The organism is Vogesella mureinivorans, from assembly GCF_007644035.1.
Taxonomy (GTDB): Bacteria; Pseudomonadota; Gammaproteobacteria; order Burkholderiales; family Chromobacteriaceae; genus Vogesella; species Vogesella mureinivorans.
Genome location: NZ_VMTV02000577.1, coordinates 109,377 through 132,893, shown reverse-complemented (window position 1 = coordinate 132,893; position 23,517 = coordinate 109,377). Strand labels below are relative to the sequence as shown.

The 23,517-nt window shown below is 64.3% G+C and carries 23 protein-coding genes; 13 read left to right on the top strand and 10 right to left on the bottom strand.

Annotated elements, in window-relative coordinates; all coding sequences use genetic code 11:
- Positions 1–6 precede the first annotated feature (6 nt).
- From bioC to bioB, 5 genes are all read right to left on the bottom strand, one after another.
- Positions 7–912, bottom strand: coding sequence for a malonyl-ACP O-methyltransferase BioC (gene bioC / locus FLQ44_RS15235; protein WP_147695093.1), 906 nt, complete (start codon positions 910–912; stop codon positions 7–9).
- Positions 909–1,673, bottom strand: a complete 765-nt coding sequence (gene bioH, locus FLQ44_RS15230; RefSeq protein WP_147695092.1) for a pimeloyl-ACP methyl ester esterase BioH — start codon at positions 1,671–1,673, stop codon at positions 909–911. The genes bioC and bioH overlap by 4 nt, the downstream gene beginning before the upstream one ends.
- A gap of 97 nt (positions 1,674–1,770) precedes the next feature.
- A complete protein-coding gene (locus tag FLQ44_RS15225; RefSeq protein WP_240801299.1) occupies positions 1,771–4,464 on the bottom strand; it encodes a putative bifunctional diguanylate cyclase/phosphodiesterase in 2,694 nt (897 codons plus the stop codon).
- Between the two features lie 251 nt (positions 4,465–4,715).
- Positions 4,716–5,867: an 8-amino-7-oxononanoate synthase gene (bioF, locus tag FLQ44_RS15220; RefSeq protein ID WP_147695090.1), complete on the bottom strand. Its 1,152-nt coding sequence runs from the start codon at positions 5,865–5,867 to the stop codon at positions 4,716–4,718.
- Positions 5,868–5,951: 84 nt separating this feature from the next.
- Positions 5,952–6,935 (bottom strand): biotin synthase BioB, encoded by a 984-nt coding sequence (bioB, locus tag FLQ44_RS15215; RefSeq protein WP_147695089.1) that lies wholly within the window; start codon positions 6,933–6,935, stop codon positions 5,952–5,954.
- A 60-nt stretch (positions 6,936–6,995) separates the two neighbouring features.
- Between bioB and FLQ44_RS15210 the strand changes: the two genes are divergently transcribed.
- The 3 genes from FLQ44_RS15210 to FLQ44_RS24625 are packed head-to-tail and all read left to right on the top strand — an operon-like array spanning position 6,996 to position 9,124.
- Complete coding sequence (locus tag FLQ44_RS15210; RefSeq protein WP_147695088.1) at positions 6,996–7,724, top strand: ComF family protein; 729 nt, start codon at positions 6,996–6,998, stop codon at positions 7,722–7,724.
- 38 nt (positions 7,725–7,762) lie between these two features.
- A complete protein-coding gene (trmL, locus tag FLQ44_RS15205) occupies positions 7,763–8,227 on the top strand; it encodes a tRNA (uridine(34)/cytosine(34)/5-carboxymethylaminomethyluridine(34)-2'-O)-methyltransferase TrmL (protein WP_147695263.1) in 465 nt (154 codons plus the stop codon).
- Positions 8,228–8,263: 36 nt separating this feature from the next.
- Positions 8,264–9,124, top strand: coding sequence for a septal ring lytic transglycosylase RlpA family protein (locus tag FLQ44_RS24625; RefSeq protein ID WP_147695087.1), 861 nt, complete (start codon positions 8,264–8,266; stop codon positions 9,122–9,124).
- 66 nt (positions 9,125–9,190) lie between these two features.
- On the opposite strand, the gene FLQ44_RS15195 is transcribed toward FLQ44_RS24625, so the two are convergent.
- From FLQ44_RS15195 to FLQ44_RS15175, 5 genes are all read right to left on the bottom strand, one after another.
- Positions 9,191–9,394: a YgaP family membrane protein gene (locus FLQ44_RS15195; RefSeq protein WP_147695086.1), complete on the bottom strand. Its 204-nt coding sequence runs from the start codon at positions 9,392–9,394 to the stop codon at positions 9,191–9,193.
- 223 nt (positions 9,395–9,617) lie between these two features.
- Entirely contained in the window at positions 9,618–10,694 is a 1,077-nt protein-coding gene (gene prfA, locus FLQ44_RS15190) for a peptide chain release factor 1 (protein ID WP_147695085.1), read from the bottom strand.
- A complete protein-coding gene (gene hemA / locus FLQ44_RS15185; protein WP_147695084.1) occupies positions 10,694–11,947 on the bottom strand; it encodes a glutamyl-tRNA reductase in 1,254 nt (417 codons plus the stop codon). The genes prfA and hemA overlap by 1 nt, the downstream gene beginning before the upstream one ends.
- Positions 11,948–12,062: 115 nt before the next feature.
- Positions 12,063–12,902, bottom strand: coding sequence for an S-formylglutathione hydrolase (fghA, locus tag FLQ44_RS15180; protein WP_206208919.1), 840 nt, complete (start codon positions 12,900–12,902; stop codon positions 12,063–12,065).
- 55 nt (positions 12,903–12,957) lie between these two features.
- Positions 12,958–14,085 (bottom strand): S-(hydroxymethyl)glutathione dehydrogenase/class III alcohol dehydrogenase, encoded by a 1,128-nt coding sequence (locus FLQ44_RS15175; RefSeq protein ID WP_147695082.1) that lies wholly within the window; start codon positions 14,083–14,085, stop codon positions 12,958–12,960.
- 98 nt (positions 14,086–14,183) lie between these two features.
- Between FLQ44_RS15175 and FLQ44_RS15170 the strand changes: the two genes are divergently transcribed.
- The 10 genes from FLQ44_RS15170 to FLQ44_RS15125 all read left to right on the top strand — a co-directional run bounded on the left by FLQ44_RS15170 (position 14,184) and on the right by FLQ44_RS15125 (position 23,500).
- Entirely contained in the window at positions 14,184–15,074 is an 891-nt protein-coding gene (locus tag FLQ44_RS15170) for a LysR substrate-binding domain-containing protein (protein WP_147695081.1), read from the top strand.
- Between the two features lie 55 nt (positions 15,075–15,129).
- Complete coding sequence (gene pdxH / locus FLQ44_RS15165; RefSeq protein ID WP_147695080.1) at positions 15,130–15,771, top strand: pyridoxamine 5'-phosphate oxidase; 642 nt, start codon at positions 15,130–15,132, stop codon at positions 15,769–15,771.
- Positions 15,772–16,080: 309 nt separating this feature from the next.
- Positions 16,081–17,589 (top strand): M4 family metallopeptidase, encoded by a 1,509-nt coding sequence (locus FLQ44_RS15160; RefSeq protein WP_147695079.1) that lies wholly within the window; start codon positions 16,081–16,083, stop codon positions 17,587–17,589.
- Between the two features lie 69 nt (positions 17,590–17,658).
- Positions 17,659–18,915, top strand: coding sequence for a M28 family metallopeptidase (locus FLQ44_RS15155; RefSeq protein WP_147695078.1), 1,257 nt, complete (start codon positions 17,659–17,661; stop codon positions 18,913–18,915).
- Positions 18,916–18,969: 54 nt separating this feature from the next.
- Positions 18,970–19,452, top strand: a complete 483-nt coding sequence (locus tag FLQ44_RS15150; RefSeq protein WP_147695077.1) for a YehS family protein — start codon at positions 18,970–18,972, stop codon at positions 19,450–19,452.
- Positions 19,452–20,267, top strand: coding sequence for a GNAT family N-acetyltransferase (locus FLQ44_RS15145; RefSeq protein ID WP_147695076.1), 816 nt, complete (start codon positions 19,452–19,454; stop codon positions 20,265–20,267). Before FLQ44_RS15150 ends, FLQ44_RS15145 begins: the two co-directional genes overlap by 1 nt.
- A gap of 109 nt (positions 20,268–20,376) precedes the next feature.
- Positions 20,377–21,183 carry a helix-turn-helix transcriptional regulator gene (locus FLQ44_RS15140; RefSeq protein WP_170252991.1) on the top strand — a complete coding sequence of 269 codons (807 nt, stop codon included), beginning with the start codon at positions 20,377–20,379 and terminating at the stop codon, positions 21,181–21,183.
- Positions 21,184–21,284: 101 nt separating this feature from the next.
- Positions 21,285–21,824, top strand: a complete 540-nt coding sequence (locus FLQ44_RS15135; protein WP_147695074.1) for a YbhB/YbcL family Raf kinase inhibitor-like protein — start codon at positions 21,285–21,287, stop codon at positions 21,822–21,824.
- Between the two features lie 216 nt (positions 21,825–22,040).
- Entirely contained in the window at positions 22,041–23,219 is a 1,179-nt protein-coding gene (locus FLQ44_RS15130) for an aminotransferase class I/II-fold pyridoxal phosphate-dependent enzyme (RefSeq protein WP_147695073.1), read from the top strand.
- A complete protein-coding gene (locus FLQ44_RS15125) occupies positions 23,216–23,500 on the top strand; it encodes a GIY-YIG nuclease family protein (protein ID WP_147695072.1) in 285 nt (94 codons plus the stop codon). Before FLQ44_RS15130 ends, FLQ44_RS15125 begins: the two co-directional genes overlap by 4 nt.
- Positions 23,501–23,517 lie beyond the last annotated feature (17 nt).

The window sequence follows — 23,517 nt, the reverse complement described above, 5'->3', positions numbered from 1 at the left end:
CTTTTCTCAGCGCTTGGGCGCGTTACGGGTAAATTCGATAACCTGCCTGCCGTCGGGCAGGATGGTCGGTTTTTTCTTGGGCTCGCCCTTCCAGGCGTGGCCGTACAGCACTTCGTAGGTGGCCGGCAGCTGGCCGTGCTGGCGGCGCTGCTCGTAGGCGTCTACCACGCGCTGCCAGGCGTGTTTGCCCATCAGGCCGCGGCCACGGCCGGCGGTGGCGTTGTGCGCGCCGATGGCCTTCAGGTCGTGCATCACGTCGCGGGCCGTGTCGTAGGTGAGTACGATTTTTTCCATGTCCATCACCGGCTCGCTGAACTGCGCCGCCATCAGCGCATCGCCCAGATCGTGCATGTCGATAAACTGGTTCACGTGGGTGGCACCGTCGGCCTGGCCAAAGGCCTGGCGCAGCTCGTACAGCGTATCCGGCCCCAGCGTGGCAAACATCAGCATGCCGCCCGGTTTGAGCACGCGCTGAAACTCGGCAAACACCTGGTCCGGCACGTTCACCCACTGGATAGCCAGGCTGGACCAGATCATGTCCACGCTGTTATCGGCAAGCGGCAGGCGCTCGATGTCGGCGCACAGCTGCCACGGGTTGTGCGGCTTGAACAGGCGCGACAGCATGCCCTGCCCGGCGCGCTGTTTTTCGCGCGAGGCCGCCAGCATGGCGTGCGCCAGATCCAGCTCCAGCACGCGTGCGTCCGGGTAGCGCTGGCGCAGGGCCGCGCTGGCGTAGCCGGTACCACTACCTGCGTCCAGCACCACTTGCGGCTGCAGCTTGATGTAGTCCAGGCGCTCGGCCATGCGGTCGCATACTTCGCGCTGCAGCACGGCGGCAGAATCATAGCTGGCGGCGGCTCGCTCGAACGAGGCGCGGACGCGGGATTTGTCGGTGTAAAACGCTTCGCTCATGCGTGTTGTTCCAGGTGGTGGCGCAGGTGGTCGATAAACACGTTCTCATGCGACAAGAACGGCGCATGCGAGGCCTGGGCAAATTCGTACAGGGTGGCATCCGGCAGGGCAGCAGCCAGCCAGCGGCCAGCGCCTATCGGCGTAATCGCGTCACGCGCACCGAAGAACAGCCCTACAGGACAATGAATATCCGTGGCAAGTTCCCGCGCATCCGCCGTCAGCAGGCAGTCTAGCGCCGGCAGCAGGCCCTGCGGGCGGCCGTGCGAGAACAGCTGTGCCTTGAGGTCGGCCAGCGTTTGCCGCGCCGCCGGCGCGCCCAGCATCTGTAGCGCCAGAAAGCGCTCCAGCGTGAGCTCGAAGGCGGTATCCAGGCTGGCGCCCACGCCCTCGATGGCGCTGCGCTGCTGTGCATGCGGCCAACTGTCGTCGCGTACAAAGCGCGGGCTGGTGGCCACCAGCGCCAGGCTTTTTACCTGCGCCGGGTAGCGCGCAGCCCAGTGCTGGGCAATGAGGCCGCCCAGCGACCAGCCCACCACGTGTACCGGCAACGGAAAGCGCTCGGCCAGCGTGGCGGCAATGGCATCGGGGTGGAATGTCTCGACCGCGGCACTGGCGCCGTGGCCGGGCAGGTCGACGCAGTGCACACAAAAATCGGTGGCCAGGTTGGCCGCTACGCGGTCGAATACGCCACCGTGCAGGCCCCAGCCGTGCAGCAGCACCACATCCGGGCCGCGACCGTGGGTTTCAATAAACAGGCTCATGGAACAGCCAAGTGGGGGCAAAGGCGTATTTTCGCAATAAGCGCGGCGGAAAGATACCGCCGTGCTTATTGCCATCGCCGTATGGCGGCTTTGTGGCCTAGGCGCTGCGCGCCAGCTCGGCCGGCATGCCGGCCAGGCGCATCCAGTCCAGCTCGGCAGCAGGTGCCGGGCGGGCAAAGTAGTAGCCCTGCAGGCGCGGGCAACCCAGCTCGCGCAGGGCGCGTACCTGGACTTCGGTTTCCACGCCCTCGGCCACCACCTCCATGCCCAGCGCCTCGGCCAGCGCCACGATGGCACGCACGATGGCGATGGATTCTTCCTGGCAGTGCACCTCGCGCACAAAGGCCTGGTCAATCTTGAGCACGTCGAAATGGTAGCGGTGCAGGTAGGACAGCGCCGAGTAGCCGGTACCGAAGTCGTCCAGCGCCAGGCAGATGCCGTGGGTCTTGAGCTGGCGCATCACCTCGATGGCGACGTCGGGCACGTCGATCAGCGCGCTTTCGGTCACTTCCAGGTGCAGGGTACCCGGCGGCAGCTGGTGCTCGCGGATCAGGCGCAGCATCCAGTCCACCAGCTTGGTGTCGTGGAAGTGGGCGCTGGACAGGTTGATGTGCAGGCACACTTCGTGGGTGATGGTGCCATCGGCGTACCACGCGGCCAGCTGGGCGCAGGCGCGCTCGATCATGTAGCGGTCCAGCTTGAGGATGAGCCCGCTTTCCTCGGCCATGGGCAGAAAGACGCCAGGGGCGATGATGCCCAGCTGGGGATGGTGCCAGCGCACCAGGGTCTCAAAACCGGCCAGGCGGCCGCTGTGGCTGTCCACAATGGCCTGGTAGTACGGCACCAGTTCGCCGTCGTTGGTCAGGGCATGGCGCAGCTCGGCTTCCAGCGCCAGCTGGTCGGCCTGGTTGCAGCGCAGGGCGTGGTTGAACAGGGTGTAACCGTGGCGGCCATTCTGCTTGGTGCGGTACATGGCGTGGTCGGCGTCGCGCAGCAGGTCTTCGGCGCGGCTGTAGTGCTCTTTGCTGGCCAGTACCACGCCCACGCTCACCGTGGAGAATACCTCGCGCCCGGATAGCACAAAGGGGCGCTCGAAGGCAGCCACCAGGTCACGCGCTACCTGCTCGCACTCGGCCATATCGTCTACCGAGGCCAGCAGCACGGCGTATTCGTCGCCGCCCAGGCGCGCCATGAAGTCGCCAAAGCGCAGGCTCTGGCGCACGCGCTGCCCGGCTTCGATCAGCAGCTGGTCACCGATGAGGTGGCCCAGGGTGTCGTTCACCAGCTTGAAGCGGTCCAGGTCGATCAGCAGTACGGCAAAGCGCTGCTCGGGCGCCAGCTGGAAGTGGTCCCAGCTGCGCTTGAGCACGCGCGAGAAATGGTTGCGGTTGGGCAGCTTGGTGACCGGGTCATGCAGGCTGTCGTGCTGCAGCTGGGCGTTGGCCGCATCCAGCGCGTCGCTACGCTCGCGTACACGCTGCTCCAGGTCGACATAGGCACGCTGCAGGTCGTCCAGCGCCTGCACGCGGGCCAGGGCGCTGCCGATATGGTTGGCCACAAATTCCAGGATTTCCTGGTCGCGCCAGCTGTAGCGCGTGTCTTCCTGATAGCTCTGTACCGACAGCACGCCGCGCAGCATATTGCCGCTGTATAGCGGCACGCCCAGCCAGCTGTGTGGCGGGTTGCCGCTATCATTTTGCATGCCGAACAGCGGGTGGCTGTGCATGTCGGCCAGCAGCAGCGGGCGGCCGCTATGCAGCACCTGCTCTACCGGGCCACGCCCGGGCGAGCGCGGGGACAGCTCGGCCAGACGCAGGTCGGAGCAGTACGGAAAGCTCAGCTCGTCGCGGCTCTGGTCGTACAGCGCCACCATGCAGTTGCTGGCATCGATAAATTCGGACAGCAGGCGATGCAGGCCGACAAAAAAGGCTTCCATCGACAGGCTGGTATTGGATAGCTCGGCAATGCGGAACAGCATGTGCTGCAGCTGCTCGCTGCGCTGGCGCTCTACGACTTCGGCGCGCAGCCGCGCGTTGATGCCTTCCAGCTCGCTGGTACGCTGCCATACCTGCTGCTCCAGGTGGGCGCGATAAAGCAGGCGGTCCAGCGCGCAAGAGATATGGTGCCCCACGTACAGGAAGGTGGATTCATCTACCAGCGCAGGCGTATAGGCCGGGTCATAACCCTGAATGACCACCGCGCCCATCACCTTGCCTGCGCCGCTGACCAGCGGCATGCCCATCCACCAGTGCGGCGGTGTGCCCATGAAGCGGATGCGCTCGCGCTGGCACAGCACGCGCACTTCGTCGCCCTTGAGCAGCAAAAAGTGGTTTTCGCGAATCAGCCAGGCCGTCAGCGAGGCACTGGGGCCGCGCAGCGGGTAGGCGCGGCCAACGTCTGGCGGCTCGCGGTCCAGCTGGTCAACAAAATAAGGGAAGCGAATCTGCCCGGCTTCTTCGTCAAACAGGGCAATGTAGAAATTGTCGGCCGGCATCAGGCGGCTGACTGCGCGGTGCATGCGCGGCAGGAAGTCGTCCACGCTATCGGCGTGGTTGGCCAGACGGCTGATTTCCAGCAGGGTTTCGTGGGTGGTACGGGCGATGGCCAACTCGCCCTGCATGCTGCCTGCCACCAGGTGGCCAGACAGCAGCACCGCCAGGCGCCGGGTAAGCTCGTCGGCCTCGCGCGCGCCATGCCACAGCAGCCAGCCCAGTGGCTGGCCGGGGCTACCCAGCGGGTGGCACTGTACCGGGGGCTGCCAGGACAGCTCGCCGGACAATGCGGTGGGCACTGGCAAGCCAGTGCAGTCGCCCCGGCTGGCAAGACATTGCCAGACGGTTCCCGGTTTCCCCCAAACTGCTGCACCTTCAGGAGCCTGCAAGCGGAACAAAAAGTCCAGTGCCGCTTCGGCAGCTTCTTCTGGTGTAAACAGAAAATCAGCCGTACTGTTCATACAGTCTTTATTGACCCACTCGTCATCTTTAGCGCGCGGTGGCTATTATTCTCGTGTGGTCTTACTGCTTGGCACTTTGGGCGGCCGCTTTATCGCGCTACCTGCTGTAGCGCAGCCAACAACGCCGCCAAATCACCTGCGGTATGACCCGCCGACAAGGAAACGCGCAGTCTTGCCGTTCCTGCCGGTACCGTGGGAGGCCGAATGGCTGGTATCCACACACCCTGCTCGCGCAGGGCGGCAGCCATTCCTACCGCAGCCTCGTTACTGCCAATAATAATCGCTTGAATTGGCGAACGGGAAGAGAGCAATCGCAAAGATTTATCGTGCATAAATTGTCTTAATGTCAAAATATGCTGCTGCACTTGCTCCCGCCGCCAGCCCTCCTGCTGCATCACCTGCAAACTGGCCAGAATGGCCGCCGCCTGCGCAGGCGGATGCGCCGTGGTGAAAATATACGTCCGTGCGGTATTGACCAGCCACTGCACTAAAGCATGGCTCCCCGCCACAAAGGCCCCCGCTACCCCGGCAGCCTTGCCCAGCGTGGCCATGTACACCACGCGCGGGTGGTGCAAGGCGTATTCCACCAGTGCACCACGCCCCTCGCCCAGCAGGCCAAAACCGTGGGCATCGTCCAGATAGAGCCAAGCGTCGTAACGCTCGGCCAGGGCGAGCAGCTCGCGCAACGGGGCTTCGTCGCCATCCATGCTGTACACCGCGTCTACCGCAATAAGCCGTGTTCGGGCCGGGGTTTTTTGCAACAGTGCTTCCAGATGGGCGAGGTCGCTATGGCGAAACCGTTGAAAATCGGCCCGCGATAGCACGCAGGCGTCATTGAGCGACGCGTGGTTGAGCTTATCGGCAAACACCGCATCGCCACGGCCCACCAGGCTGGTGATCACCCCCAGGTTGGCCGCATAGCCGGAGCCGAACACCAGCGCAGCGTCGCAGCCTACCCAGTCGGCGAGCGCCGCTTCGGCCTGCTGCTGGATGGCAAAGTGGCCGGCCACCAGCTCGGAGGCACCAGCGCCCACGCCCCACTGCTCAATGGCCTGCTGCATGGCGGTTTTCAGTGCGGGGTGGTTGGCCAGGCCCAGGTAGTCGTTGCTGGCAAAGGCCAGGTAATCGCGGCCATCGATGGTGACGTGCGGCCCTTGCGGGCTGTGCAGCGCGTGGCGCTGGCGCAAGCGGTGCTCGGCCGCCAGCGCGGCCAGGGCGGGTTCAAGCTGGTCTGGGTGCATGCGGCCAACCTTTCTGCAAGATCATGAAAAAGAGCACCGGCGTCGTGCACGGTGCTCTGCATTTAACCAGATGGTCAGGCGGGGTTACAGCGGCTGCAGGCCCAGCTTGTCCATCAGGGCACGGTCGGCGTCCACATCCGGGTTGCCGGTGGTGAGCAGCTTGTCGCCGTAGAAAATGGAGTTGGCACCGGCCAGGAAGCACAGCGCCTGCATGGCTTCCGGCATCTCGCGACGGCCGGCAGACAGGCGCACATAGCTCTTGGGCATGGTGAGGCGCGCCACGGCGATGGTACGCACGAATTCGGTCCAGTCCAGCGCGTCGGCGTCATCCAGCGGCGTGCCGCTGACCTTGACCAGGTTATTCACCGGTACCGATTCCGGCTGCGGCGCCAGGTTGGCCAGCTGCAGAATCAGGCCGGCGCGCTGCTCGCGGGTTTCGTTCAGGCCCACAATGCCGCCACAGCATACCGACAGCCCGGCACCACGCACCTTGCCCAGCGTGTCCAGGCGGTCTTCGTACTCGCGGGTCTGGATAATGTCGGCGTATTTGTCCGGCGCGGTATCCAGGTTGTGGTTGTAGAAGTCCAGGCCGGCGTCTTTCAGCTTTTCGGCCTGGCCATCTTTCAGCAAGCCGAAGGTGGCACAGGTTTGCAGGCCCAGGGCCTTAACCTGCTGCACCATGTCCAGGGTTTTTTCCAGGTCGGCATCTTTCGGGCCACGCCAGGCGGCGCCCATACAGAAACGGCCGGCACCGTTGGCTTTGGCGTTACGCGCCGCCGCCACCACCTCGTCCACCGTCATCATCGGCTCGTTTTCTACCGGGGTATCGTGGTGTACCGACTGCGGGCAATAGCCGCAGTCTTCCGGACAGCCGCCGGTCTTGATGGACACCAGCGTGGACAGCTGCACACGGCTGGGGTCAAAGTGCTGGCGATGTACCTCGGCAGCGCGGAATACCAGCTCCATGAACGGCAGGTCGTACAGCGCCTCGACCTCGGCCTGCGACCACAGTGTGGTTTCCGGGTGCAGCGTAGCTGGGCGGGTAAATTGGATGGTGGCCTGGCTCATGGTGGGCAATCGCTCGTCATTAGAGTAAAAACATGAAACGAATCTTGCGGGAGCCGGCCCATGCTGTCAAACCTGTGCAGACACATAATTGACAGCTGCCCATTATTTGAGCAGCACTGCCAACTATGCGGCCAACGTGCCACCCGCCACGGCTTATGCCCACCCTGCCGCCAGCAGCTGCCGTGGCGCCTGGGCCATCGCTGCCCGATATGCCAGGCCCCCGCCGCCAGTGCCCAGGCCCCCTGCGGCGACTGCCAGGGCAAGCACCCCGCCTTCGCCCACCTGTATAGCGCCTACGATTACGACTACCCGCTGGAAGGCCTGATCAGACGCTGCAAATACGCCCCGGCCCCCGCGCTGCAAGGCGTGTTGGCCAGCCTGATGCCACAAGCCCTGGCACGCCTGCCGTGCGGCGCAGAACGCCCGCTGCCAGACTTGATCATCCCTGTACCGCTGGCGGCGGCCAGGCTACACGAGCGGGGCTTTAACCTGCCCGATGCCCTGGCGCGCGCGCTGGCTGATACAATGCGCGTCCGATTTGACGACCAGCTGTGTTGGCGCAAACGCAACACAGCGCAGCAAGCCAATCTGAACCGCCGCGAAAGGCTGAAGAATGTGCGCGATGCATTCGGCGTAAAACGCCGCTGTGACGGGCTTCACATTGCCATTGTGGACGATGTCGCCAGCACCGGCGCCACCCTGCATTCCCTGGCCAAAACCCTGAGAAAATCAGGGGCAAAACAGGTAGATGCCTGGGTGCTGGCCAGGGCCATTGCTCGTCAAGCTTGACCAACCTGTTGATTCATTGGAATATTCGACCCGCAACGATGTTTACCGTTGTTCTCTACCAGCCGGAAATACCGCCTAATACAGGCAATATTATTCGACTCTGTGCCAACACCGGCTGTGAATTGCACTTGGTCAAACCGCTGGGTTTTCCGCTTGAGGACGCCAAACTGAAGCGTGCCGGTCTCGATTATCACGAGTACGCACGCATGGTGGTTCACGAGAACTGGGAAGCCTGTCTGGCCCACCTGGCTGGCCGCAGAATCTTTGCTGCCACCACCAAAGGTGCCACGCGGCACGACCACATCGCCTTCCATCCCGGCGATGTGTTGCTTTTCGGCCCCGAATCCCGCGGCTTGCCAGCAGATATTCTGGCAACCCTGCCGACGGAACAGCGGGTTAGGCTGCCCATGCAGCCCGAATCGCGCAGCTTGAATCTCTCCAACGCCGTCGCCGTGCTCGTATTCGAAGCCTGGCGCCAGCATGGTTTTGCCGGGGGGATTTAGCAATTCACGGTTGGCACAACAGCATAAGGAGAGGTCATGAAACCTTTTTACCGATGGCTGTGGCTCGTGTGTGCCAGCATTTTTCTGGTAGCTTGTACCACTGTCAGGCCGGCAACTGCGACGCAGTCTGCCAAAGCCAATGTGAAGAAACCGGGCAGCAATACTGGGGCTTATTTCCAGAATGACGGCCCGGCTGACCGGATTCCGGTCAATCTGGACCTGGTGCCAGATGCCATCCCGCAATCGGAACCGCTGATTGCTTCGGCCAACAAACCGTACTCGGCGCTGGGCATGAGTTTCCGCCCGGACCGATCCGAGAAGCCTTATCGCCAGACTGGCAAGGCCTCGTGGTACGGCAAGCAGTTTCATGGTCGCAAGACCAGTTCTGGCGAGCGCTACGACATGTTCGCCATGACGGCAGCGCACCCCACGCTGCCCATCCCGAGCTATGCCCGGGTAACCAATGTGAAGAATGGCGAATCCGTCATTGTGCGCATTAACGACCGCGGCCCGTTCCACAAGAGCCGTCTGATGGATCTGAGCTACGCCGCAGCCCATAAGCTGAATATCGTGCGTAGCGGTTTTGGCAGCGTCGTGGTAGAGCGCGTGTTTCCGGTAGAAGGCAGTGACCGCATTGCCACCAAGCCGGCAGCCCTGCAAAAGCCGAGCAACAACGGCGAGCCCTACTTTCTGCAACTGGGCGCTTACGACCGCCTGGCTACTGCAGAAGCACAGCTCAAGCAGCTGATTCGCGAGGAAGCCAGCAGCTATAACGACAAGCTGGCCATCGTGAACCAGCAGGGTTTGTACCGTGTTCGCATCGGCCCCTTCCATGAAGACGACGATGCCATCCAGGCCGCCCTGGCGTTGGATGTACCACCGGTGATTACCCGCTAGGCTGGTAGCTGGCGACAAACAAAACGCGAGGCATCTGCCTCGCGTTTTTTTATTGCCGCACTCGGCTTAGTCCTGCTTGGCAGGCACCTTGCAGGTGTTGATGCCAAAGAGGGCATAAGGTGGGCACCAGCCCATCAGGCCGGTGGCCAGCGGCACCAAGCCCAGCAGCGCCCACGGGGTTTGTGGACCGACAAAAGCCAGGGCAGTAATGCCCAGGCCGGCGACGATGCGGATGACGCGTTCTGTACTACCGATATTGCGTTGAAACATGATGGCCACCTGTTGATGAAATATTATTCAATATATTCTTAAATATATTGAAAAACAATCTCAAACAGGTAAGTACACCATAAAACCGCCCTGCTGTACCCTGGCTGCCACATGGATACCGCTGTGCATCCTGCATGCTGCACGCTCCACAAAACAAACACCCCTGTGCGCCGGGCGCAAAGGGGTGTTTTGTTTACCGTAGCGGCTTGTTGGCCGCGGGGCCTTACTCGGCCAGCTGGGCCAGTAGCTCGGCCTGTTGCTCGGCCACCAGCGCGTCGGTCAGCTCGTACAGGTCGCCGTCCATGGCGTAGTCCAGCTTGTACAGCGTCAGGTTGATGCGGTGGTCGGTAATGCGGCCTTGCGGGTAGTTGTAAGTACGAATGCGCTCGGAGCGGTCGCCGGAGCCGATCAGGCTCTTGCGCTCGGCCGCTTCCTTCTGGTTTTTCTCGCGCAGCTGGATATCGTAGATACGTGCGGCCAACACCTGCATGGCGCTGGCTTTGTTGGCGTGCTGCGAGCGGCCGTCCTGGCACTCGGCCACAATGCCGGTGGGCAAGTGGGTAATGCGCACCGCAGAGTCGGTTTTGTTGATGTGCTGGCCACCCGCGCCGCTGGCACGGTAGGTATCGATACGCAGGTCGGCCGGGTTCAGCACCACCTCGGCGATCTCGTCGGCCTCGGGCATTACCGCCACAGTGCAGGCACTGGTGTGGATGCGGCCCTGGGTTTCGGTAGCGGGCACGCGCTGCACACGGTGGCCGCCGGATTCGAACTTCAGGCGCGAGTAAGCGCCCTGGCCGATCAGGCGCACGATCACCTCTTTGTAGCCGCCCAGGTCAGACTCGCTGGCAGACACGATCTCGGCCTGCCAGCGGTTACGCTCGGCAAAGCGGGTGTACATACGCAGCAGGTCGCCGGCAAACAGTGCGGCCTCATCGCCGCCAGTGCCGGCGCGAATTTCCAGGAAGATGTTCTTGTCGTCGTTCGGGTCTTTGGGCAGCAGCAGCTTTTGCAGCTCCACGTCCAGCGCGGCGAGCTTATCTTTGGCTGACGCGATTTCTTCCTGAGCAAACTCTTTCATGTCCGGGTCGTCCAGCAGCTCGCTGGCGGTAGCCACGTCGGCTTCGCACTGGCGGTAGGCGTTGAACGCCTCTACCACCGGGGTCAGCTCGGCGTGCTCGCGCGTGAGCTTGCGGAAGGCATCCATATTGGACGTGGCGTTTTCTGCTGCCAGCAGGTGGGTAACCTCTTCCAGCCGTTCTACCAGCTGGGCGAGTTTGGCCGCGATCGACGGTTTCATTACTGCTCCGGGTGTAAGCGATACAAACGCGCGATCAGCTCGACCTGCGCGTCGTGCGCCGCGCCGCTGCCGCTAGACAGCGCCTGCGTCGGCGGGTGCATCAGTTTGTTGGTGAGCTGTAGCGACAGGGCTTCCAGCACTTTTTCGGGGTTGTCGCCACGCGACAGCTGTTTCATGGCTGCCTCCAGTGCGTGGCGGCGAATACGCTCGCTTTCGTCGCGCAGGGCGCGGATCAGCGGTACCGACTCGCGGCGTTTCAGCCAGTCGGTGAATTCGGCAACGCGGTGGCCAATGATCAGCTCGGCCTCTTCTGCCGCCTGGTTGCGTGCCTGGTGGCCTACTTCCACGATGCCGGCGATATCGTCCACGGTGTACAGGTACACGTCGTCCATGCGGCCAACTTCGGCCTCGATATCGCGCGGTACGGCCAGGTCCAGCATGAAGATGGGGCGGTGGCGACGTGCCTTGATGGCGCGCTCTACCATGCCTTTACCGATAATCGGCAGCTGGCTGGCGGTGGAGCTGACCACCACATCGTAGCGCTGCAGCTGGTCTGGCAGCTCGGACAGGGTAATGGCGTTACCACCGAACTGCTCTGCCAGGCGTTGGCCGCGCTCCAGCGTACGGTTGGCCACGGTGATTTGCGCCGGCTGGCGGGCAGCAAAATGGGTGGCTACCAGCTCGATCATCTCGCCAGCACCGATAAACAGCACGTTCAGCCCGGCCACGCTGGCAAAAATCTGCTCGGCCAGCTTCACACCCGCGGCGGCCATGGACACCGAGCTGGCGCCCACCGCCGTCTGGCTGCGTACGTCTTTCGCCACCGAGAAGGTTTTCTGGAACAGGCCGTTCAGCAGGCTGCCCAGCGTACCGGCGCGCTCGGCTACGCGTACTGCGTCCTTGATCTGGCCCAGGATCTGCGTTTCGCCCAGCACCATAGAGTCCAGGCCCGAGGCCACGCGGAAGGCATGGCGGGCGGTTTCCGGCGCATCCAACAGGTACAGGTAGGGCCGCACTTCGTCCAGCGTCAGGCCGTGGTAGCCGGCCAGCCAGCGCAGGGCGTCTTCCGGGCGCTGCGTGGCGCAGTACAGCTCGGTGCGGTTACAGGTGGACACAATGGTGGCTTCCCGCGCGGCTTGCGAATCCACCAGCTGCGCCAGCGCATCCGGCAGGGTTTCTGCAGGAAAGGCCAGCCGCTCGCGTATCGACAAGGGCGCGGTGTGGTGGTTGAGTCCGATGGCTACCAGCTGCATGGTGGCGAGGGAAAATCCGCTTTGGGAAACGGGCTATTCTAGCCGAAAACCCGGCGCGGGGCAGCGCGGCTGGCCACGATCAGCGTTGATCGTGGCCAAAACATGGCAGGAAAACTCAGGCACGCGCCAGATGGGCCGCATGAAAGCGCAGCTGCGCCTCGATAAAGCTGGCCACAAAATAGTAGCTGTGGTCGTAGCCCTCATGGCGGTGTAGCTGCAGCGGGTAGCCGCTGTGTGCGGCGGCGGCTTCCAGCGCTTGTGGCTGCAGCTGGCTATCGATAAAACCATCCGCCAGCCCCACGTCCACCCGGCACGGCAGCGCGGTGGCCGGGTTGGCCGCCGCCATCTGCACACTGGCGTCCCACGCCTGCCAGGCGGTGCTGTCGTCGCCCAGGTAGGCGGTAAACGCCTTCTGCCCCCACGGTACGTTCACCGGGTTGGCAATGGGGCTGAACGCGGACACCGATACATAATCCTGCGGCCGTTTCAGTGCGCACAGCAGCGCGCCGTGGCCGCCCATGCTGTGGCCGGCAATGGCGGCGGGGCCAAAGTCAAAATGGGCCGCCAGCAGCGCGGGCAGCTCCTGGCTGATGTAGTCGTACATGCGGTAGTGCGCGGCCCACGGTGCCTGCGTGGCGTTCAGGTAAAAGCCCGCGCCCTGACCCAGGTCGTAGGCCGGGTCGTCGGCGACGCCCTCGCCACGCGGGCTGGTATCCGGCGCCACAATGGCCATGCCCAGCTCGGCGGCCACGCGCTGCGCGCCGGCTTTTTGCATGAAGTTTTCGTCGCTGCAGGTCAGGCCGGACAGCCAGTACAGCAGCGGCACGCGTGCGCCGGCCAGCGCGGCAGGCGGCAGGTACACGGCAAAGCGCATGCTGCAGCCCAGCACGGCCGAGGCGTGGGTGTACTGGCGGTGCTCGCCGCCAAAGCTGCGGTTGCAGCTGATCTGTTCGATGGTCATGGTGGTTTCCTGACGGCGGCCAACGTGGGGTTGGCCGCATGGCGGTGATTTACTGGTAATGCACCACGCTACGGATGCTCTTGCCTTCGTGCATCAGGTCAAAGGCGGTGTTGATGTCGTCCAGTGGCATGGTGTGGGTGATGAAGTCGTCCAGGCGGAACTCGCCTTTCAGGTAGCGTTCCACAAAATGCGGCAGCTCGGAGCGGCCACGCACGCCGCCAAAGGCCGAACCGCGCCATACGCGGCCGGTCACCAGCTGGAACGGGCGGGTGCTGATTTCCTGCCCCGCGCCGGCCACGCCGATAATCACCGACTCGCCCCAGCCCTTGTGGCAGCATTCCAGCGCCGAGCGCATCACGTTCACATTGCCGATGCACTCGAACGAGAAATCCACGCCGCCGTCGGTCATTTCCACGATCACGTCGTGAATCGGCTTGTCAAAGTGCTGCGGGTTGATCACGTCGGTGGCGCCCAGCTTTTGTGCCAGCGCGAATTTGCTCTCGTTGATATCAATACCGATGATGCGGCTGGCACCGGCCATGCGCGCACCGATGATGGCCGACAGGCCAATGCCGCCCAGGCCGAAGATGGCCACGGTATCGCCCGCTTTCACCTTGGCGGTGTTCATTACCGCGCCCATGCCGGTGGTGACGCCGCAGCCCAGCAGGCACACTTCTTCCAGCGGGGCGGTCGGGTTCACCTTGGCCAGCGAGATTTCCGGCAGCACGGTGTACTCGGCAAAGGTAGAGGTGCCCATGTAGTGGTAAATCGGCTGGCCGTCTTTCGAGAAGCGCGTGGTGCCGTCCGGCATCAGGCCCTTGCCCTGGGTGGCGCGAATCTTCTGGCACAGGTTGGTCTTGCCCGATTTGCAGAATTTGCACTCGCCGCATTCCGGCGTGTACAGCGGAATCACGTGGTCGCCCACCGCCACGCTGGTCACGCCCTCGCCGACCGACTCCACAATACCGGCGCCTTCGTGGCCCAGAATGCAGGGGAAGATGCCTTCCGGGTCGTCGCCGGACAGGGTAAAGGCGTCGGTGTGGCACACGCCGGTGGCCACCAGCTTCACGCGCACTTCGCCCGCTTGTGGCGGCATCACTTGCACGTCTTCGATAGTCAGTGGCTGGCCGGCAGCCCAGGCAACGGCGGCTTTACAGGTGATGGTGGTGGCAGTCATGGTGGTTTCCGTCAGTAAAAAGGTTGGCCGCATTGTATTAGGCTTTGATTGCGGGATAATCCACGCTATTGGCAAATGATTTTTTACAGGGTGCAACAATGCTGGCATGGGAAGGGGTGTGCGAATTTGCCGCCGTGGCGGAACACGGCAGCTTTACCCGCGCGGCGCAGGCGCTGGGGCTATCGGTATCGCAGGTGAGCCGCCAGCTCACCCGGCTGGAGGCGCGGCTGGGTACCCAGCTGCTGTACCGCACCACCCGCCACGTTACGCTGACCGACACCGGCCAGCTCTACCTGCAGCACTGTCGCCAGCTGCTGGACTCGCTGGGCGAGGCCGAGCGCGCCGTGTCGCAGCACCTATCCACGCCGCAGGGCAGCCTGAAAGTCACCGCGCCACTGGCCTACGGCGAAAGCCACATCGCGCCGCTGCTGCTGCAGTTCGGCCAACACTACCCGGCGCTGGACATCAAGCTGCAGCTGAGCAACGAGCTGCTGGACCTGGTACACGACGGCTACGACCTGGCCATCCGCATCGGCCAGCTGCCCGATTCCAGCCTGATCGCGCGCCGCCTGGCCGGCCGCCACCTGCACATCTGCGCCGCCCCGGCCTACCTGGCTGCCCACGGTACGCCGCATACCCTGGCCGCGCTGGAGCAGCACAACTGCCTGCTGGGCAGCCACGAGCACTGGTTTATCGGCGAGCACGGCAAACGCCGCCCGCTGCGGGTACAGGGCCGCCTGCGCTGCAACAGCGGCCATGCACTGACCCAGGCGGCGCTGGCTGGCCACGGCATTGTGCAGCTGCCCGATTACTACGTGGCCCCGCACCTGGCCAGCGGCGCACTGCAGCCGCTGCTCGCCGCCTGGCAGCCGCCGGAAGAAGGCATCTGGGCGCTGTACCCGCACAAGCGCCAGCTATCGCCCAAGATACGCATGTTGGTGGATTTCCTGGCGCGGAAGCTGGGCCAGCCGGCGGCGGGCGGCGTATGATGGCGGCCAACCCCTTGCGGCGCCAATGCCGCCCCCATGCTTGTGGAGCCCGACCATGTCGCTGAACCTCGCCGATATCCGCCTCGAATACAGCAAGAAAGAACTGTCCCCCGATGACTGCCTGCCCGACGCAGTCGCCCAGTTTGAAGTGTGGCTGAACGAAGCCATTGCCTCGCAGGTGCACGAACCCACCGCCATGCACATTGCCACCGTGGACGACAGCGGGCGGCCGTCGGCGCGCATCGTGCTGCTCAAGGGCGTGGAAAACGGCCAACTGGTGTTCTATACCAACTACCTTAGCCGCAAGGGCCGCCAGCTGGCGGCCAACCCGTATATTGCCGTGACCTTCTTCTGGCCCGAGCTGGAGCGCCAGGTGCGCATAGAAGGCCGCGTGGCGCAGGTTGCGCCCGAGGTGTCCGACGCCTACTTTGCCAGCCGCCCCTACACCAGCCGCATCGGCGCCTGGGCCAGCGAGCAAAGCAGCGAAATCGACAGCAAAACCGTGCTGGTTACCCGCGCAGCCAGCTTTGGCCTGAAACACCCGCTGTCGGTACCGCGCCCGCCGCACTGGGGCGGCTACGCCATCGTGCCGGACCGCATCGAGTTCTGGCAGGGCCGCCCCAGCCGCCTGCACGACCGCGTGCTGTACACGCTGGCCGCCGACGCCAGCTGGGCACGCAGCCGCCTGGCACCCTGAGTTCATATCGGTGCCAACGGACAAGCCGCCCTCGGGCGGCTTGTTGCATTTTCAAGCCAAGAACAATAAAAAACGCTTTCATTTCAAACAAAATCTAAAAGCGTAGATTATTCATTTTGGCTACACATTGTCCTGAACCAAAGTGCAGCTTTAGCGGCAGCAGCCCCCCGGACGCTTGAACACCACCACCCCGCAGCGGATAACTGCAGCACCAAGCCATTGACCTGCAAGGGAAATAGCTGCCCAAAGAGGCAGGCTACCCGCAGGCAGCGGCCGGTCAACTCACGCTATCTACTACAGGAGTCTGATGTGAAAGCACGTATCCTTCCGCTGCAAACCCTGGCCCTGGCCACCGCGCTGGCCTTCCCGCTTGCCGCCCAGGCCGCTACCGTCATCGATCTGTCCGCCCAGCAGGCACGCAGCCTGGCCAGCGGTAGCACCGCCTCGCTGCAAAGCCTCACCGGCGCCCAGGCCGGCGACCTCAAGGTACTGCGCAGCGCCACACTGCCCAATGGCAAAACCGTTACCCGCTACCAGCAGTACTTCCAGGGCGTGCCGGTATGGGGCGAAGCCATCGTGGAAGAAGCCGACGGCAATGCCCGCAGCCTTACCGGTGCCAACAGCCGCAGCGGCCGCTTCATTGCCGATATCCAGCAAGACCTGGCCAGCCCCCGCCCAACGCTGAGTGCGCAGCAAGTACTCGCCCAGGCCAAGAGCCTGAAAGCCGCCGGCCGCGCCACCCGTAACGACAAGGCCGAGCTGGTGGTGCAACTGGGCGCCAACAACGTAGCGCAGCTGGTTTACCTGGTGTCGTTCTTTGTCGGCGGCCAGCAGCCTAGCCGCCCGCATTTCATCATCGACGCCAATAACGGCACCGTACTGCAGCAATGGGAAGGCCTGGCCCACGCCGACGCCACCGGCCCCGGCGGCAACCAGAAAACCGGCCAGTACGAGTACGGCACCCAGTACGGTGCACTGAAAGTCACCAGCGATTGCAAGATGGACAGCGGCACCGTAGTCACCGTCGATCTGCAGCACAGCGCGGACGAAAACAACCCCAAGACCACGCCATTCCAGTTTGCCTGCCCGCGCAACACCTACAAAACCGTCAACGGTGCCTACTCGCCGATGAACGACGCGCACTTCTTTGGCGGTGTGATCTACAACATGTACCAGCAATGGCTGGGTGTCGCGCCGATCAAGGGCAAGCTGCACATGCGCGTGCACTTTGGCAGCGGCTATGAAAACGCCTTCTGGGATGGTGCCTACATGAACTTTGGCGACGGCGCGTCCACCTTCTACCCGCTGGTATCGCTGGACGTGTCCTCGCACGAGGTCAGCCACGGCTTTACCGAGCAGAACGCCGGCCTGGTGTACAAAAACCAGTCTGGCGGCATGAACGAGGCCTACTCCGACATCGCCGGTGAAGCCGCCGAGTACTTTGCCCGCGGCAAGAACGACTGGCTGGTGGGCAGCGAGATCTTCAAGGCCAACGGCGCGCTGCGCTATATGGCCACCCCCACCAAAGATGGCCGCTCCATCGACCACGCCAAAAACTACCGCGCCGGCATGGACCCGCACCTGTCCAGCGGCGTGTACAACAAGGCGTTCTACCTGCTGGCCACCAAGGCCGGCTGGCACACGCGCAAAGCGTTTGAAGTGTTTGCCGACGCCAACCGCTTTTACTGGACCGCCAACGCCACCTACAACAGCGGCGCATGCGGCGTCGTGAAAGCCGCGCAAAACCGCGGCTACACCGCCGCCGACGTCACCGCCGCTTTCAAAAGCGTGGGCGTAAGCTGCAGCAAACCGCTGTAAGCCGCCACCGGCAACCGGTACCGCTGTGCGGTGCCGGTTTTTTTGCGCCCATACATGAAGGTACACGCCATGACACTACGCCCCCTGCTGCTGGCCACCCTGCTGGCCAGCCCCCTCTGCCACGCCGCCCCGGTGTGGCTGTCCATCGGTGACGATGGCTACCGCCTGCTAAAGCAGCTGGCACCCGCCAGCCTGAGCAGCGCACAACACAGCCTGCGCAACGACAGCGGCCTGCAAGCCAGCCAGCGCAGCCTGGCCACCAGCACGGAAACCGTGCACCTGGTACAGGTGGACGACAGCCTGCTACCCGCGCTGAGCGAAGCCATCCACCAACAGCAGCGCCACTGCGGCGGCTATATGGTGCATACCAGCCTGGCCAGTGCGCGCCAGAGCGTAACCGCCAGTGCCCGCAGCAGCCTGGCTGCCCCGGTGGCAGCACCCGACTACACCCTCCGCCAGCAAGCACGGGTCAACGCGTTGCTGCCACAGCTGCAGGAAAGCAACCTGCTGGCCACCATCGGCAGCCTGTCGGCCTACCAGAACCGCTTTTACACCACCAGCCACGGCGTGAATGCGGCCAACTGGCTATACCGCCACTGGCAGCAGCTGGCCAGCCGCCGCAGCGACATCAAGGTAGAGCAGGTCAGCCACGCCGGCTACCCGCAAAAATCGGTGATCGTCACCATACCGGGGCGCAGCAAAGCCACAGAGGTCGTGGTGCTGGGCGCGCACCTGGATTCCACCATCGGCAACACCAGCGAGAACAGCCGCGCACCGGGGGCAGACGATGACGCCAGCGGCGTGGCCACGCTCACCGAGGTGATCCGCGTCCTGGCTGCGGCCAACTACCAGCCGCAGCGCACGCTGAAATTCATGGCCTACGCCGCCGAAGAGGTAGGCCTGCGCGGCTCCGGCGACATTGCCGCCCGCCACAAAAAGCAAAAGGCCAACGTGGTCGGCGTGCTGCAGCTGGACATGACCAACTGGCAAGGCAGCGCCGAAGACATCTACCTGTACACCGACTACACCAACGCCGCGCAGAACGCCTTTGTGGCCAAGCTGGTCAGCACCTACCAGCCTGCGCTGAAGGTAGGCTACGACAAATGCCACTACGGTTGCTCCGACCACGCATCCTGGCACCAGCAAGGCTATGCGGCAACATTGCCGTTCGAATCGCGCTTTAGCGATTACAATCCCCATATTCACACCAGCGGCGACACGCTGGCCAATATGGGCAACCAGGCCGCGCACGCGCTGAAGTTTGCCCGCCTGGCCCTGTCCTACGCTGTCGAACTGGGGCAGGACGGCAGCACCGCCGCCCGCTGACGCCGCAAGGTTGGCCGCCCGCCACCTGCGGCCAACCTTGATTGCGATACCACCATGCTTAACAACGACATCCTGCGCAGCGTGCGCTTTATCCTGAACATCAGCGACAAGCGCATGCTGGCCATCCTGCAGCACGTCGAGCCCTACGCCGACGACGACTTTGCCGCCCTGCTGAAAAAAGACGAAGAAGACGGCTTTGCCAGCTGCAGCGACGAGCTGCTGTCGTCCTTTCTGGACGGCCTGATCATCGAGCGCCGCGGCCGCCGCGACGACGCCCCGCTGCCGCCACCCGCGCTGCGCCTGAACAATAACGACATCCTGAAAAAGCTGCGCGTAGCGTTCGAGCTGAAGCAGGAAGACATCGAGGCGCTGATCGCCCGCACCGGCTTTAACGTGTCCAGCGCCGAGGTAGGCGCCTTGTTCCGCAAGCCCGGCCACAAGAACTACCGCGTCTGCGGCGACCAGTTCCTGCGCTATCTGCTCAAGGGCCTGGCCATGAAGCACCGCCCGGACATGGCGCACAAAACGGGGCTGTGATGCTGCCGCTGCGTTGCCTGTTTGCCTTCCACGGCGCTGCCGGCAGCCTGCTGGAAATCAAGCGGCTGGACCAGCCGGCGGGCAGCCCGCCCGACCAGGTGTACTACTGGCTGTGGCAGCCTGCCGCCAGCCACGGCTGGCAGCGGCTGGATTTCGCCGCCATGCAGACCGAACCGGCGCAGTACCGCCGCTTTGCCCAAGGCGAGCTGTGGTTCGACGCCCGCCACGCCCGCTTGCAGTTGGCCGATGGCGAACACACGCTGCCGGCCGGCGAGCCAGATGGCTGGCTGGGCAGTGTCAGCCAATGGCTGGTAGCACCACAACAAACCATCCTGAAACCCGCCAGCAACAACGACAGCGCGCAAGTCACGCGACTGTTGCAACAGTCGGCTGACTGGCTACAGCAGCGTGGCGACACCATGTGGCTACCAGAAGAAGTCAGCCCGCAGGCCATTGCCAATGCCCTTGCTGCTGGTGAATACCATCTGCTGTATCTAGGCGCAGAAGCCGTGGGCACATGCCGCATGATGCACCATGACCCGCTGTTCTGGCCCGAGCTCCCCCACGCACACAGCCTGTTTCTGCACCGTATTGCCCTTTCCCGCCGCCACAAAGGGCAAGGGTTATTAGCCTGCCTGTTACAACACGCGGTAGCCGAGGCACGCCGGCACGGCTATCGCGATATCCGGCTGGACTGTGCCGCCGAGCGGCTCGCGCTGCGCCACCATTACCAGAAGCACGGTTTTCAGCTGCAAGACGAATGTCAGGCAGGCCCATGGCAAGTGGCACGCTTTATTTATCCACTTGTCGAGTAAGCTACCGCGCACCCGCCCGCAACGCGCAGCCGCTGGCCCTGGCCGCTCACGCCTCTCGTCAGCGCGCCTACCCTGCTGCATGATGCGGCCAACCTGCCAGGAGCCCGCCATGTCTACCCTACCGCTGTATATTTTTCGTAGCCTGCAACGCCAGCGCCTGGCGCGGGTGCCGGTGCTGTCCACCCTGCTGGTGGCGGTAGAGCAGGGTGAAAAACAGCTGCTTACCCGCCATGGTAGCTGGCACTGCCCGCCTGGTAGCTGGCTGGTGATCCCCGGCGGGCAGGAGGTAGACATCATCAACCAGCCCGGCAGCCACGGTTACCGCGCCTGGACACTGGTGCAGCCGCAGCACTGGCTGCAGCGCCTGCTGGCACAGTACGGCAGCCAGCTGCCAGCACCACCGTGGCAGGATGCCGCCCCGGTATTCCAGCCCCACGCCGACGCCGTGGCCGCGCTGCAACAGCTGCAAACGCTGCTACCACAAGCCGAGGCCGGCACACTGGGCGAGGCCCGCGCCGAGCACGCCTGGCAGGGGCTGATGCTGGCGCTGGCCGCCGCCCGCCAGGGCGCTGCGCTGTTCCGCCAGCCGCGGCAGGATGTACGGGCGCAGATCCAGAGTTTGCTGGCCTTTGACCCCGCCCGCGACTGGCAAGCTACCGATATTGCCCGCCACCTGGCCATGAGCCCGGCCACGCTGCGGCGCAGGTTGGCCGCAGAGCACACCTCGTTTTCCACCCTGCTGGGCGAGGTACGCATGGAGCGGGCGCTGGGCCTGGTCAATAGCGGTAGCCAGCCGCTGGCCGACGTGGCGGCGGCCTGTGGTTATCTGTCGCCGTCGCGCTTTAGCGCCGCCTTTCGCCAGCGCTTTGGTGTCAGCCCTAGCCAGCTACGCCAGCAGCGCGACGTGGCAGCCTGAGCAACTTGAGCGTTTCGGCACAGCCCGTGGTGCCCACCGGCGCGCCAGCGCCCTGCGGCCCTGCCACACTGGCCAGGCTATTCCCTACCTGGAGACGCCTGATGAAAACCCTGCTGCTTACCACCCTGCTGGCCTGCGCCAGCCTGCCCGCCATGGCCTTTGACCTGAGCAGCCCGCAGCTGCGCGACGGCCAGGCTATGAGCAAGGCCCAAGAGTTCAACGGCTTTGGCTGCGACGGCGGCAATGTATCCCCCGCGCTGGCGTGGAAAAATGCGCCGGCCGGCACGCAAAGCTACGCCGTTACCGTGTACGACCCGGACGCGCCCACCGGCAGTGGCTGGTGGCACTGGCTGGTTTTCAACCTGCCGGCCAGCACCCAGGGCCTGCCGGCCAGTGCCGGTAACGACGCCACGCTGCTACCGGCCGGTGCCATGCAAAGCCGCACCGACTTTGGTCAGCCCGGCTTTGGCGGTGCCTGCCCACCGCCTGGCCACGGCAAGCACCGCTATATCTTTACCGTGCACGCGCTGAAAGTACCGCGCCTGGACTTGCCAGCCGACGCCAGCCCGGCACTGGTGGGCTATATGCTGTGGGCCAACGGCCTGGGCAAGGCCAGCTTCACCGCCACCTACCAGCGCTGACACGCGGGGCGGGCTGGCGGCGGCTGACACCGTAGCGGCCCGGTTTTACCGGGCCGCGCCATATACGCCGTTGAATCTGCAGCCTTCCCGCTTACAAGACAAAGCCTGTTTGCACTGCAAACAGGCTTTGTCTTGCCTATCAAGCTCGCCAGAGCGGGCTTGACAGTGCCGCCACCGGCCACGCAGCATGCCGCCATGTTTGCGCCCGGAGCTGCCATGACCCGCCCCACCCTGCACCCCGATACGCTGGCCGTCCGCGCTGGCGAAGACCCGTTCCGCCCGCACGACGCGCTAGCCGTACCGGTGGAGTTTGCCATTGCCCACGGCTACCCCGATGTGACCAGCTGGGAACAGGTGGCCCGTGGCGACGCGCCCGGCCCGCTGTACAGCCGCAATACCGCACAGCCGGCCACGCTGGCACTGGAAGCCAGGTTGGCCGCACTGGAAGGCGCCGAGGCTGCAGTAGCCTTTAGCAGCGGCATGGCCGCCATCAGCAGCACCCTGCTGGCGCTGCTGCGCCCCGGCGCACGCGTGGTGGCGGGCAAGGATACCTACGGCGGCAGCCACTATTTGTTCCAGCACACGCTGCCGCACTGGGGCGTGCAGGTGACGCTGTGCGACACCACCGACGCCGACGCTTTTGCCGCCGCCATGGCGGAGGGCTGCGACCTGTTGTATCTGGAATCGCCCACCAACCCGATGCTGAAGGTGCAGGACATCCGCCAGCTGGCCGCCGCCGGCCACGCAGCGGGCGCGCTGGTAGTCATCGACAATACGTTTGCCACGCCAGTGAACCAGCAGCCGCTGGCGCTGGGGGCCGACCTGGTGCTGCATAGCGCCACCAAGTTTCTGGGCGGCCACGCCGACGCCATGGGCGGCATCGCCTGCGGCAGCCGCGCGCTCACCGACAAGCTGCGCCACTACCGCGAGATCCACGGCGCCTGCCTGGACCCGATGAGCGCGTTTTTGATCCTGCGCGGCATCAAGACACTGGCACTGCGCATGCGCCAGCACAACGCCAACGCGCTCGCGCTGGCGCAGTGGCTGCACACCCACCCGGCAGTAGCGCGGGTGAACTACCCCGGCCTGCCCAGCCACCCGCAACACGCGCTGGCGGCCAGCCAGATGCAGGGCTTTGGCGGCGTGCTGAGCTTCGAGCTGGCCGGTGGTTTTGCCGCGGTGCAAGCCATGCTGCCGCGCTGCCAGCTGCTGATCCGCGCCGCCACACTGGGCTCGGTAGACACCCTGCTGGGCATCCCCAGCACCACCAGCCATGTGGAATGCAGCGAAGCCGAGCGCGTGGCGCTGGGTATTCCGGGCGGGCTGGTACGCTGTTCGGTCGGCATAGAAGACGTGCGCGACATCATCGCCGACCTGGCGCAGGCGCTGGGGTGAGCGGCGGGGAGGCTGCGGCCAACCCTGGCCGCCCGTGGTACCTGTACCTGCTGCACTGCCGCGGCGGCAGCCTGTACACCGGCATTACCACCGATGTAGACAAGCGCTACGCGGCGCACGCTGCAGGCAAGGGCGCGCGCTACACGCGCAGCTTTCCACCGGAGCGCATTGCGCTGGTGCTGGCTTTTGCCAGCAAAGGGGAGGCGTTGGCCGCAGAGCATGCGGTAAAGGCGATGAGCGCGGCACAAAAGCGCGCCTGGCTGGCGGCGCACACGGCATGAACGCCGTATGCGGCAGG